14 protein-coding genes are annotated in these 11,739 nt (G+C 71.5%); 3 read left to right on the plus strand and 11 right to left on the minus strand.

Annotated features, from left to right (window positions below; translation table 11 throughout):
• Positions 1–2: 2 nt before the first annotated feature.
• Positions 3–713 (minus strand): hypothetical protein, encoded by a 711-nt coding sequence (locus C6376_RS18060; RefSeq protein ID WP_107444358.1) that lies wholly within the window; start codon positions 711–713, stop codon positions 3–5.
• 113 nt (positions 714–826) lie between these two features.
• Positions 827–1,186: an arsenate reductase family protein gene (locus tag C6376_RS18065; protein WP_107449039.1), complete on the minus strand. Its 360-nt coding sequence runs from the start codon at positions 1,184–1,186 to the stop codon at positions 827–829.
• A 283-nt stretch (positions 1,187–1,469) separates the two neighbouring features.
• Here C6376_RS18065 and C6376_RS18070 point away from each other — a divergent pair, with 283 nt between their 5' ends.
• Positions 1,470–1,784: a hypothetical protein gene (locus C6376_RS18070; RefSeq protein ID WP_107444359.1), complete on the plus strand. Its 315-nt coding sequence runs from the start codon at positions 1,470–1,472 to the stop codon at positions 1,782–1,784.
• A 211-nt stretch (positions 1,785–1,995) separates the two neighbouring features.
• Here the strand turns inward: C6376_RS18070 and C6376_RS18075 are convergent, their stop codons facing one another.
• Positions 1,996–3,180, minus strand: a complete 1,185-nt coding sequence (locus C6376_RS18075) for a winged helix DNA-binding domain-containing protein (protein WP_107444360.1) — start codon at positions 3,178–3,180, stop codon at positions 1,996–1,998.
• 351 nt (positions 3,181–3,531) lie between these two features.
• Here C6376_RS18075 and C6376_RS18080 point away from each other — a divergent pair, with 351 nt between their 5' ends.
• Positions 3,532–3,810 carry a hypothetical protein gene (locus C6376_RS18080; protein WP_107444361.1) on the plus strand — a complete coding sequence of 93 codons (279 nt, stop codon included), beginning with the start codon at positions 3,532–3,534 and terminating at the stop codon, positions 3,808–3,810.
• A gap of 48 nt (positions 3,811–3,858) precedes the next feature.
• On the opposite strand, the gene C6376_RS18085 is transcribed toward C6376_RS18080, so the two are convergent.
• From C6376_RS18085 to glnA, 5 genes are all read right to left on the minus strand, one after another.
• The gene (locus C6376_RS18085; RefSeq protein WP_107444362.1) at positions 3,859–4,473 is read right to left on the minus strand and encodes a hypothetical protein; all 615 of its coding nucleotides are present in this window, start codon (positions 4,471–4,473) and stop codon (positions 3,859–3,861) included.
• Positions 4,474–4,478: 5 nt separating this feature from the next.
• Positions 4,479–5,399, minus strand: a complete 921-nt coding sequence (gene htpX / locus C6376_RS18090; protein WP_107449040.1) for a zinc metalloprotease HtpX — start codon at positions 5,397–5,399, stop codon at positions 4,479–4,481.
• Positions 5,400–5,563: 164 nt separating this feature from the next.
• A complete protein-coding gene (locus C6376_RS18095) occupies positions 5,564–6,859 on the minus strand; it encodes a HEAT repeat domain-containing protein (RefSeq protein WP_107444363.1) in 1,296 nt (431 codons plus the stop codon).
• A gap of 12 nt (positions 6,860–6,871) precedes the next feature.
• Complete coding sequence (locus C6376_RS18100) at positions 6,872–7,129, minus strand: hypothetical protein (protein WP_107444364.1); 258 nt, start codon at positions 7,127–7,129, stop codon at positions 6,872–6,874.
• A gap of 117 nt (positions 7,130–7,246) precedes the next feature.
• Positions 7,247–8,656, minus strand: coding sequence for a type I glutamate--ammonia ligase (gene glnA / locus C6376_RS18105; protein ID WP_107444365.1), 1,410 nt, complete (start codon positions 8,654–8,656; stop codon positions 7,247–7,249).
• 197 nt (positions 8,657–8,853) lie between these two features.
• Here glnA and C6376_RS18110 point away from each other — a divergent pair, with 197 nt between their 5' ends.
• Positions 8,854–9,321 (plus strand): RDD family protein, encoded by a 468-nt coding sequence (locus C6376_RS18110; protein WP_107444366.1) that lies wholly within the window; start codon positions 8,854–8,856, stop codon positions 9,319–9,321.
• A gap of 147 nt (positions 9,322–9,468) precedes the next feature.
• Here C6376_RS18110 and C6376_RS18115 read toward each other — a convergent pair whose 3' ends face one another.
• The 3 genes from C6376_RS18115 to lipA form a co-directional block, all read right to left on the minus strand.
• Complete coding sequence (locus C6376_RS18115) at positions 9,469–10,173, minus strand: DUF4191 domain-containing protein (RefSeq protein WP_107444367.1); 705 nt, start codon at positions 10,171–10,173, stop codon at positions 9,469–9,471.
• A gap of 78 nt (positions 10,174–10,251) precedes the next feature.
• Entirely contained in the window at positions 10,252–10,452 is a 201-nt protein-coding gene (locus C6376_RS18120; RefSeq protein WP_107444368.1) for a hypothetical protein, read from the minus strand.
• Positions 10,453–10,723: 271 nt separating this feature from the next.
• On the minus strand, positions 10,724–11,689 hold the full coding sequence (gene lipA, locus C6376_RS18125) for a lipoyl synthase (RefSeq protein WP_107444369.1): 966 nt from the start codon (positions 11,687–11,689) through the stop codon (positions 10,724–10,726).
• Between the last annotated feature and the right edge of the window lie 50 nt (positions 11,690–11,739).

Genomic DNA, 11,739 nt, shown 5'->3' on the forward strand with positions numbered 1-11,739 from the left:
CCTCACCCCACCTTCTCGATCACGGCCCGGCGGATCAGGAACTTGCCGGGTTCGCGGACGAGTTCGAACGCCGCGTTGTTGAGCAGGGCGCAACTCCCGGAGACCGAGGTCACCTCGACGGTGGTGGACTTGTTGTTGTCCAGGTTGGTGACCTTCAGCTTGGTGCCCGCCGGGAACTGGTTGCTGGACGCGGCCGGGGCGCCGCCCTCCCCGGAGAGGGTGACCGTGGAGCCGTTGCAGACCTGCTGCCCGGAGGCGGCGCCGTTTCCCGCGGCGCCGTCGTTGTGGGCGTTGCCCGCGGGTGCGGAGGCCGCCTGCGAGGGCTGGGCCGCCGGGGCTCCTCCGGCCTGGGCGCCGCCGGTCTGGATGCCGCCCGTCTGGGAGTCCTGAGCCGACTCCCCGACGGCGCACCCGGACGCCTTCTGCTGCACCTTGATCTGCGTGATGACGGCCTCGCGGTTGGCGATGCGAGCCTGGGACTGGGCGTCCGGGGCGGCCCGCTGGCCGTCGATGAACTTCTGGTTGTTGCCGAGAGCGGTGGCGAGGCCCTGGCACACCGACGAGTTCGCGGCGGACAACGGCGTCGCGTTCTGCGGGGTCTGGGCGGCGTTCGAGGTGTTCGCCATGGCGAAGGCGCCGCCGCCCGCGACCGCCGCCGCGCTGACGAGCAGCGCGATCTTCTTCTTCGTGCCGACTGTTCTCCTGCGCGACATGCGCGCCTCCTGAGAGGTAGGGGAGCGTACGCCGCTATGTACGAGATACCGAACGAGGTTGCTCAGCGGTCCCAGGAGTCAGTCCGAGTGGCGTGCGTCACACGTTGCCGCCGCTACCGGGACAGCGCGTCCCGGACGGCCTCGTCGGTGCGGGCCACCAGGGCGGTCCCGTCGTCGGCGGTGATGATCGGACGCTGGATGAGCTTGGGGTGCGCGGCGAGGGCCGCGATCCAGCGCCCGCGGCTGTCCGCGTCCCGCGCCCAGTCCTTCAGCCCGAGCTCCTTGGCCGCGGCCTCCTGGGTACGGGTGATGTCCCACGGCTCCAGGCCGAGACGGTCGAGCACCGCCCTGATCTCGTCCTCGGCAGGGACGTCCTCGAGGTAGCGGCGGACGGTGTAGTCGGCGCCCTCGGCGTCGAGCAGCGTGAGGGCGCTGCGGCACTTGGAACAGGCGGGATTGATCCAGATTTCCATGCCGGCCACGGTAGCCCGGAATCCGTCGGTGCATGCGAGTGGCCGGCGTCGTCGCGAAGCCGTTGGTCCGGTCCGCCCGCCACCAGATCTGTTCGATTTTATTGCCGCCTCGCCAGCCTCACCCGAACCTGCCGTGACAGGGCTCTTAAACCCTTATCCACCTGGACTTTTGACGGTCCGTTCGGGCCTGCGCGATGTCAGTCCCAGGCGGTAAACTGTAAGCAGTGTTCGAGGGTTCGCCGGAGATTCCGGACCGGGCCCTGACCGCGACAGGAGGATGCCTGTGCCCGCTGCCGCACTGAAGCCGAAGCCGCTGCCGACCCAGTCCACCGCGAAGCGTGCCGTCCAGCTCGACCTGCCCTACGGGCCGGTGCTGAAGCGGGCGTTGCCGCCCGGGCGGCCGCGCGAGTGGTACGTCATGCACAACCGTCGCCTCAAGGCCATGCGCCTCGCCATCGCCCTGCTCGACCTGGGCGTGTATATGCCGAACCAGGCCCGTAACGAGCGGATCCGCAGCACGGCGGAGCTGATCGGACTGCATCCGCCGTCGGACACGACCTGCCACATGGTCCGGGCGTTGCTGCGGTACAGCCGGTGAGGAGGGCGCCGGGCGCCGTCACGAAGGACGACGCCCGGCGCTGCCGCGTCGGTACGCCGGCCGTGCGCGTCGATCGGTGTGCGTCGACCGGTGTCCGCCCGCCCATGTTGCGTCGGCCGGTGGGCCGGCCGTGCGCGTCGGCCGGTGGGCGAGACCCGGACCGGCCTCGGGGTGAGACCCCTGGCGGACCGGCGCGAGGCCGGTGCGCCGGTCAGCTCACCAACTCCTTCTCCACCGGCGTCCGGAACCTCGGCGTCACCCGGGTCGGACCCAGCCACGATCCCAGCGCCGCCGCCCGCGAGGCGATCGCCGCCTCGGCCTCGCTCCCCACGCCGCGCGCGTCCAGGATCCGCCACACGATCTCCCCGTCGGCCCGTTGCGCCCACGCGCCGACCACCCGGCCGTTCCACCAGACGGTCGGCCCCACGTTCCCGCTGTAGTCGAACAGGGCCGGGCGCAGCTCCGGGGCGAGATACCAGTCCCGGCCCTGCCAGCCCATCGCGGTCGGATCGAGGCCGGGCAGCAGGGCCGCCCACGGTTCAGCCGGCCCGGGAACGGGCTCCACGTCGTCGCCGAGGACGTACCCCGTGCCCTCGTCCAGCGTGACCGCGTGCGCGCCGATCGCCGCCAGGGCACGGCGCACCTCCGTCACCCGCCAGCCCGTCCACCACTTCAGGTCGGCCTCCGTGGCCGGGCCGCACGCGGCGAGCCAGTGCCGCAGCAGCTCCGACTGGGCCCCGGCCACGGGCAGTTCGGGATGCCGGGGAGCGAGGGCCCAGCGGAACTGGTTCGACGTCCACGAACCCAGCGGACGCCCCCTGACCACCTTCCCCTCCACCCCCAGCACCTTCAACAGCCGTGTCCCGACGCTGTGCAGGCCCTCATAGGGCTTGCCCGCCGCGTACACGAACCGCTCCCGCAGGCGCGGTTCCTCGGCCGCCAGCTCCGCCGACGTGGCCTGCCCGAGTCGGGCCAGGGCGGCCAGCGCCGACTCCTCGACCTCCTTCAGCCAGGCCGCGTCGGGGGCACCGGCCTTCGCCATGTCCTTCAGCAGCGTGGCCCGCTCCCGCGCGGCGACCGTGATGCCGGTCGAGGCGTGCACCAGCCCCGTCGATCCCGTGGGGAACACGAAGACCGTGTGCCGCATGCCGTGCATGCGCACGAGAGTGCGGTCGGCGTACAGCGCGCGGTCGGTCTGCGTCACCGTCTCCGCCGGGTCGGTCAGCCGGGAGCCCACCGCCAGGTACACCGTCGCGGGGTCCGAACCGTGCAGGGCGACCAGCGCGTCGGCCACCGCCTCCGGCGTGGTGACCCTTGTCCCTGGGGCCAGCCGGTGCCGCAGGGCCAGCCTGGCCCGCCGCTCCGCCACGTCGATGTGCCGCAGCCCGTCGCCCATCCTGGCCTCCGTCCCCCGTGCCCCACCGTCCCGGGGCCTCGTCGCGTCCGCACCGTCCCTGCCCGCATCCTCCCCGACACCACTGACAACCGGTCCCCACCACCGACAACCGGTCCACCACCGCTGACAACCGGCCGCCACCGCTGACAACCGGCCGCCACCACTGAGAACCGGCCGCCGTACCCACGCCATCCGGCCGGGTGTGAACGCCCGGGACCGGAAACGCTCATGGCCGTCTCACGCACGCGAAAAAGGAGATGCACGGTGAGTGACGGATTTCGTATTCTGGGGACGCCACCCCGTCCCCACCGACACACTCAGTCACCATCCCGCCCAGGAAGGAGGCACGCCATGGGCACCGTCGTCCTCTCCGGGACCGTCGTCCTGGTGGTCCTGGGATTCGGCCACCCGCTCTACTGGCTCGTCGCCGTCGCCGTGCTCTTCCTGTACGTGCGGTACGGGCTCGGAGCGGCCGCGCCGACCTCGTCGTCCGCGCCCGGTCCGGCCCCGGCAGCCGCGCCCACCTCGTACAAGGCGTACCGCGAGCGCCGCGACCTGCAGGCCAAGTGGGAGCGCCGCTACCGCCGCGAGCGCCCGCTGCGGCACCGCCGTGGCGAGGGCGGCAAGTAGGGCCGAGGGTGGCAAGGAGGGCCGAGGGCAGGGGCCGTCGGCCGGTCACTACAGGCCGGGGGCTCCCCACACCGGGAACCAGCGGCTCAGGTCCTGCTCGATCCGCAGGTCGTTCGCCAGGGCTGCCTTCACCTGCAACTCCAGTGCGTTGTCGCGCCGCTGCCCCGTGCCGGGCAGCGGCGCGAACGGGTAGTAGGCGCCCCTCTTGTACAGGTACACCAGCGCCAGCCGCTGCCCGGCCGCCGGTCCAGTCCCCGCCGCCGCCTCTGCCGCCCTCTCGAACCCGGCGAGGGAGCAGAGCAGTTGAGGCCCGAAGCCATTGACCTCCATCGCGCTGTTCACCGCGTGCAGATCGTTGACCAGCAGCGCCAGCTGGTCGGGGGTGCGCTCGGAGACCAGCCAGGAGTAGCCGTAGTCGTCCCGCAGGAGCCGTACCGGAGGGCCGGTGCGCTCGGTGTCGGCGTCGAGGAGTGCCTGCACCTCGCGATGCGTCTGCTCGAAGGCCGAGCCCTCGACGGTCGCGAAACACACGGCGCCCTGCCCGGTCGGGGTGAACCCGGCCGCCGCCTCCAGCGTCACCGCCGCCGACGGCAGCGCGAACAGCTGGTCGAGGTCGGGCGCGACCGGCTTCGTCCGGCCGAGCAGGATGTCCAGCAACCCCATGCCCCTCAGCCCGCCTTTCCGGGCGTGGCCGCCTCGCCCAGCTCCGCGGAGATCCGGCCCAGCTGCTCGAGCCGCTGCTCCAGGCTCGGGTGGGTGGAGAACAGTCGCGCCGCACCGGGCTCGGCGCCCAGCGCCGGGGTGAAGTAGAAGGCGTTGAACGCCTGGGCCGTGCGCAGGTCCTTCGTCGGGATCCGGGCGATGTCGCCGGAGACCTTAGTCAGGGCGGAGGCGAGCGCCGAGGGACGTCCGGTCAGATGCGCCGCGGCCCGGTCCGCCGCCAGTTCCCGGTACCGCGACAGAGCCCGGATCATGAGGAAGCTGAGCGCGTACACGGCCGCCGAGACACCCATCACCGCGGCGAAGACGGCGGCGGTGTTCTGGTCCCTGCGCCCGCCGCCGAACACCTGCGAGTAGAACGCGAACCGCACGATCAGCCCGGCGATCACACCGAGGAACGACGCGACGGTGATCACGGCGACGTCCTTGTGCGCCACATGGGACAGCTCGTGCGCGAGGACGCCCTCCAGCTCGGCCGGCTCCAGCCGCCGCAGCAGGCCCGTCGTCACGCACACCACCGCGTGGTCGGGACTGCGTCCCGTCGCGAACGCGTTCGGCATGCCCAGCTCGGAGACGGCGACCACCGGTTTGGGCAGATCGGCGATCGCGCACAGCCGGTCGACCACGGCGTGCAGCTCGGGATACTCCTCCCGCTCCACGACCCGCCCGCGCATCGCGAACAGGGCGACCCGGTCGGAGAACCAGTACTGCGCGCCGAGCATCCCCGCCGCCACGACCACGACCAGCACCCAGGACTTCAGCAACACGATCAACGCGGCCACGAACGCCACGTACAACAGTCCGAGCAGGAACAACGTGACCGTCATCCGCACGGTCAGCCGCCGATCGCTCCGGAAACGACTCCGCATCTGCATCACCCCGCAGTCAGGCACCCGTCCCACTGCCAGTGTGCACCGCTCCACCCCCATGAACGGTCCCGTAACGGCCCCAGGCGGAGCAAAACATCTCCGGGTACGGCCGGTGCCACCGCCCGGTCCCACGGGTCGGGTCCGCCGTGCCCCGGGCAGCCGTCTCAGAGCTCCGCAACCTGCGCGGCCCGCTCGCGCAGCGCGACGTCCGGATCGTCGCGCAGAGCGAGCAGGGCGCCGCGCCGCAGGTCCCCGTCCCGCAGGACGAGCAGCCGGAACGCGGCCCACCGCACATGGGCGGGCCACCCGGCGCCGAGCCGCTCGGTCAGCCAGGGCGCCGGGACCGCCTCCGCCGAGGGGAGCACCGCCGCGACGACCTCGCGCACCACGCCCGGCGCGGGATCGTCGAGCAGCGGCCACAGCCGTTGCACGTCGTCGGCGTCCAGCATCCGCAGCCCGGCCACCGCCCGGGACCGTACGCGCGCGTCCCGATGCCGGACCAGCGGCCACAGCACGTCCGCGTCGGCGCGGTCGCCGCACTCCGCCAGCCCGAGGACCGCCCCGGGCGCGAGGACCGTCGGCGCCGCGCACCACTCGCGGTACCAGGCGGCCGGGTCACCGCCGTGCTGCCGTACGACATAGCGCGCGCACGCCCGCACGACGGCCGCGCGGTCGGCGAGGAATCCCACTGCCCTCTCCGGCAGCCCCGCCCGGCGCAGCGCGGTCACCCCCGCCGCGCGCACGGCCGGCCCCCGAGCGGTCAACAGTGGTTCGAGGACGTCCTCGTGGTCCCCGCCGCCAGCCGCGAGGCAGGCCAGAGCGGCGTCCGCGCACAGGCGCTGGACCACGTTGTCGGGGTCACGGTGCGCGGTCCGGGCGAGTTCGGCGGGGGAGAGGAGCTTCCCCTCGACCGCCAGCCGGTGGGCGAACCGGCGTACGGAGATGTCGGGGTGGGACCGGAGGCCGGTGAGCGTGCCGCGCGGCCCGGCGCGCAGCAGCTCGGTGAGCAGGTCCGCGGCGAAGCGGCCCCGCTCCCGCCGGGCGAGCAGCAGGATCAGCGGCGCGAGCGTCAGCGCACCGGCCGCGTCGAGCCGCTCGCGCAGGACCTCCCGGGCCCGTTCCCGCACAGGCGCGGCCCAGTCCGCACACCGCACGACGACGAGCGGCAGCAGGACGGCGTGCCGGGCGGCCGGTCGCAGCGCCGCCTCGCGCGTGCGGCCGTCACGATGGCAGAGAGCGAGCGCGAGCCGGGGCTCGTCGAGCGGCGACAGGTCGGTGCGCGGCGTGACGACGCGCTCCCCGTACGTCAGGCCGTCCGGCGTACGCCAGTCCGGCCGGCGTGCCCCCTCGTCCAATGCGAGCCAGGCCCGTGGATCGGCCACGGCCACCGCGTCCCGCACGGGCGTGCCCGCCGTGAGCAGCGCCGCCGCCGCCGTCCCGCCCCGGATGTCCTGCGACATGCCCCGCCCCCTCTAGTACGGAGCCCGGAAGCGGGCGTACCCCAGCAGCAGGATCACGCCGATCACGCATCCGAGGACGAGCGCCGTCGACAGCCAGGACGAACGGCTCCGCGCCGCCGGGCCGGGGTCGGCGCGGAACGGCACCGGCTCCGGAGGGTTCTCCTTCCACCGGGCGGCCAGCATCCGGGCCCGCGCCGAGGGCTCCTTGTGCGTCGCGGCGTCCGCCCATCTGAGGTCGAACTCGCGCTCGTCGTCGTCCTGTTCGGGCATGCCCGCAACTCCCCCCGTCGAACGGCAGTGCCAGAAACCATACGACGACGCCCCCGCCCGGAAAAACCGGAACGGGGGCGTCGCAGTCGGCCCGACGGTGCGACGGGCCTGGGCCGGTCACACGTCGAAGTACAGCTCGAACTCGTGCGGGTGCGGGCGGAGCTGCAGCGGGGCGATCTCGTTCGTGCGCTTGTAGTCGATCCACGTCTCGATCAGGTCGGACGTGAAGACGTCGCCGGCGAGCAGGAACTCGTGGTCCGCCTCGAGGCGGTCGAGGACGGCCGGGAGCGAGGTCGGGACCTGCGCGACGCCCGCGTGCTCCTCGGGGGCGAGCTCGTAGAGGTCCTTGTCGATCGGCTCGGCCGGCTCGATCTTGTTCTTGACGCCGTCCAGACCGGCCATGAGCAGCGCGGAGAACGCCAGGTACGGGTTGCCGGAGGAGTCCGGGGCGCGGAACTCGACGCGCTTGGCCTTCGGGTTGGAACCCGTGATCGGGATACGCATGGCCGCGGAGCGGTTGCGCTGCGAGTACACCAGGTTGACCGGCGCCTCGAAGCCCGGCACCAGACGGTGGTAGGAGTTCACCGTCGGGTTGGTGAAGGCCAGCAGCGACGGCGCGTGCTTGAGGATGCCGCCGATGTAGTAGCGGGCCATGTCCGACAGGCCCGCGTAGCCGGTCTCGTCGTAGAACAGCGGGGAGCCGCCGCTCCACAGCGACTGGTGGACGTGCATGCCCGAACCGTTGTCGCCGAAGATCGGCTTCGGCATGAAGGTCGCGGTCTTGCCGTTGCGCCAGGCGACGTTCTTCACGATGTACTTGAAGAGCTGGAGGTCGTCGGCCGCGGCGAGCAGCGTGTTGAACTTGTAGTTGATCTCGGCCTGGCCGGCGGTGCCCACCTCGTGGTGCTGGCGCTCGACCTGGAGGCCGGACGCGGCCAGCTCCAGGGAGATCTCCGCGCGCAGGTCGGCGAAGTGGTCGACCGGCGGGGTCGGGAAGTAGCCGCCCTTGTAGCGGACCTTGTAACCGCGGTTGTCCTCGAGCGCACCGGTGTTCCAGGCGCCGGCCTCGGAGTCGATGTGGTAGAAGGACTCGTTCTCCGAGGTCTTGAAGCGCACGCTGTCGAAGACGTAGAACTCGGCCTCGGGACCGAAGTACGCGGTGTCGGCGATACCGGTCGACGCCAGGTACGCCTCGGCCTTCTTCGCCACGTTGCGCGGGTCACGGGAGTACTGCTCGCCCGTGATCGGGTCGTGGATGAAGAAGTTGATGTTGACCGTCTTGTCGCGGCGGAACGGGTCGACGCGCGCGGTGGACAGGTCGGCGCGCAGCGCCATGTCGGACTCGTGGATGGCCTGGAAGCCGCGGATCGACGAGCCGTCGAAGGCGAGCTCCTCGTCCGGGTCGAACGCCTCGACGGGCAGCGTGAAGTGCTGCATGACGCCCGGCAGGTCGCAGAAGCGGACGTCGATGAACTTGACGTCCTCGTCCGCGATGAACTTCTTGGCCTCGTCGGCGTTCTGGAACATCCAGCTCCTCCTACTCCCGGCCGTCGAGCCGGGGTGGTAGTTCGTTCGTGCTGCCAGTGCGGTGGCACACGCTGTCGTCGACCCTAGGGACGGGTGATTTCTCGGGCGTGACCCATTTGTTTCGCACAAGTTAACCGGACCTCGCCCGGTCCACCCCACCTGTCCGCATCACGAAACGCGGGCAGTACCGTGGACGCGTGGACAACAGGCAAGCACTCGGATCGTGGCTCTCCGGCCCCCGCTCGGCCATGGAGGACGCCGGTGCCGACTTCGGCTACCGGGGCGAGCAGCTCGGTCTGCCGGAGGAGGGCCCTGGTTCGATCGCCCGTCCGGGCCGGCGGCTCGGCGCCCTGGCCCTGGACTGGGGGCTCGGCGTCCTGATCGCATACAGCTTGATCACGGACGGCTACCGGCCCGCCACGGGCAACTGGGCGCTGCTCGTCTTCTTCGTCATGAGCGCCCTGACGGTCGGCACGGTCGGCTTCACCCCGGGCAAGCGCCTCTTCGGTCTGCGCGTGGTGTCCGCCGACACCGGCGCCGTCAGCCCGCTGCGCTCGGTGGTGCGCACGGTCCTGCTCTGCCTGGCCGTGCCGGCACTGGTCTGGGACCGCGACGGCCGCGGTCTGCACGACCGGCTGGCCCGCACGGTGGAAGTGCGCACCTGAGCGTGTGAGCGTCCGGACATCGCGTCACGACGAGCCGCCGTTACGACGAGCCGCCGTTACGACGAAGGGGGCGTCCCGCCACGCGGCAACAGCGTGGTGGGACGCCCCCTTCGTGACGTCGTGCGTGACGGTGACGGGGCGGGCGGCTCAGCGGGCCTTGCCGCCGCCGCCCTTCGGCAGCCGCATGCCCTTGGGCATCGGGCCCTTCGGCAGCGGCATGTTGCTCATCAGGTCGCCCATCGCGCGCAGCCGGTCGTTGGTGGCGGTGACCTGGGGTCCGGCCAGCACCCGGGGGTACTTCAGCAGGGTGGTGCGCAGCTTCTTCAGCTCCACCTGGCCCTCGCCGACGCCGACGATCACGTCGTGCACGGGGACGTCCGCGACGATGCGGTTCATCTTCTTCTTCTCGGCGGCCAGCAGGCTCTTCACCCGGTTCGGGTTGCCCTCGGCGACCAGGACGATGCCGGCCTTGCCGACGGCCCGGTGCACCACGTCCTGGCTGCGGTTCATCGCGACGGCCGGAGTGGTCGTCCAACCCCGGCCGATGTTGTCGAGGACGGCCGCGGCGGCGCCCGGCTGGCCCTCCATCTGACCGAAGGCGGCCCGCTCGGCCCGGCGTCCGAACACGATCGCCGTCGCCAGGAAGGCGAGCAGGAAGCCCAGGATGCCCAGGTAGACCGGGTGACCCAGCAGGAAGCCGATCGCGAGAAAGACGCCGAAGGTGAGGAGGAAGACGCCCGCGAGCACCAGGCCGATCGTCTTGTCGGCCTTGCGGGTCATCTTGTACGTCAGGGCGATCTGCTTCAGTCGCCCGGGGTTAGCGGCGTCCGCCGCGCTGTCACTTCTCGCCATGCCACGAAGTCTACGTGCCCCCACGAGCGCCTACGACGGCAGGAGGCGGGTGTGGGCGCGGGAGCTGCGGGCAGGAGCTCAGGGGCGGGCGGAGGAGACGGTGTCGAGGATGCGCTGCGCCTCGACCCGGTCCTTGGCGCGACGGCGGTCCTCCAGTACGGAGGTCCAGGCGTTACGGCGGGCGGTGCGCTGCCCGCTGCTCATGAGCAGCGACTCGACGGCGCGCAGGGCGGTGGTGAAGGACGGGATGGCGTTGGCGCTAACGGGCGCGGCCTGCATGGTGGAGGTCCCCCTCGTACGGCTCGGACTCGGGTCTACGTGGTGTGATACCAGCGTCACTGATTGGTGTTACCAGGGCGTGACCGGCCGGTCAAACGCGAATGAAGCCTCGGTGCGGGGAGCCGAAACGCTGAAGCGGCCCCGGCGTACGCCCTCATCTGCGAGGACGGCCGGGACCGCGTCATATCGGTCACTACTGGCGAGTAGCTACTTGTGCGCGAATTCACACACTCGGCTCGCGCCCGTACGGCGCAAGAGAGGTGACGTCGCGTCAGACCGCCTGGGTGGCGATGAAGGAACCGCGCTTCTCGACGGCCATCTGGTAGAGGCGTCCGGCACGGTAGGAGGACCGTACCAGCGGGCCCGACATCACGCCGGAGAAGCCGATCCGGTCGGCCTCCTCCTTCAGCTCCACGAACTCGTGCGGCTTGACCCAGCGCTCGACGGGGTGGTGCCGCACCGAGGGCCGCAGGTACTGCGTGATCGTGACCAGCTCGCAGCCCGCGTCGTGCAGCTGCCGCAGGGCCTCGCTCACCTCCTCGCGGGTCTCGCCCATGCCGAGGATCAGGTTCGACTTGGTGACCAGCCCGTGGTCGCGGGCCGCCGTGATGACGCCCAGCGAACGCTCGTACCGGAAGCCCGGCCGGATCCGCTTGAAGATCCGCGGGACGGTCTCGACGTTGTGCGCGAAGACCTCGGGCCGCGCGGAGAAGACTTCCGCGAGCTGCTCCGGGACGGCGTTGAAGTCGGGGGCCAGCAACTCGACCTTGGTGCGCCCCGCCTCCCGCCCGGCCGTCTGCAGGTGGATCTGCCGGACGGTCTCGGCGTAGAGCCACGCCCCGCCGTCCGCCAGGTCGTCGCGTGCGACGCCGGTGATGGTGGCGTAGTTCAGGTCCATGGTGACGACGGACTCGCCCACGCGCCGCGGCTCGTCGCGATCCAGCGCCTCGGGCTTGCCGGTGTCGATCTGGCAGAAGTCGCAGCGCCGGGTGCACTGGTCGCCGCCGATGAGGAAGGTGGCCTCGCGGTCCTCCCAGCACTCGTAGATGTTGGGGCAACCGGCTTCCTGGCACACGGTGTGCAGGCCCTCGCTCTTCACGAGATTCTGCATCTTCGTGTATTCGGGACCCATTTTCGCCCGGGTCTTGATCCACTCGGGCTTGCGCTCGATGGGGGTCTGGCTGTTACGGACCTCCAGGCGCAGCATCTTGCGTCCGTCGGGTGCGACTGCGGACACGTCGGCTCCCTGCCTGTCTGGGTAGACTTTCGATTCTTCGGCGTACACCA

The organism is Streptomyces sp. P3 (genome assembly GCF_003032475.1).
GTDB lineage: Bacteria > Actinomycetota > Actinomycetes > Streptomycetales > Streptomycetaceae > Streptomyces.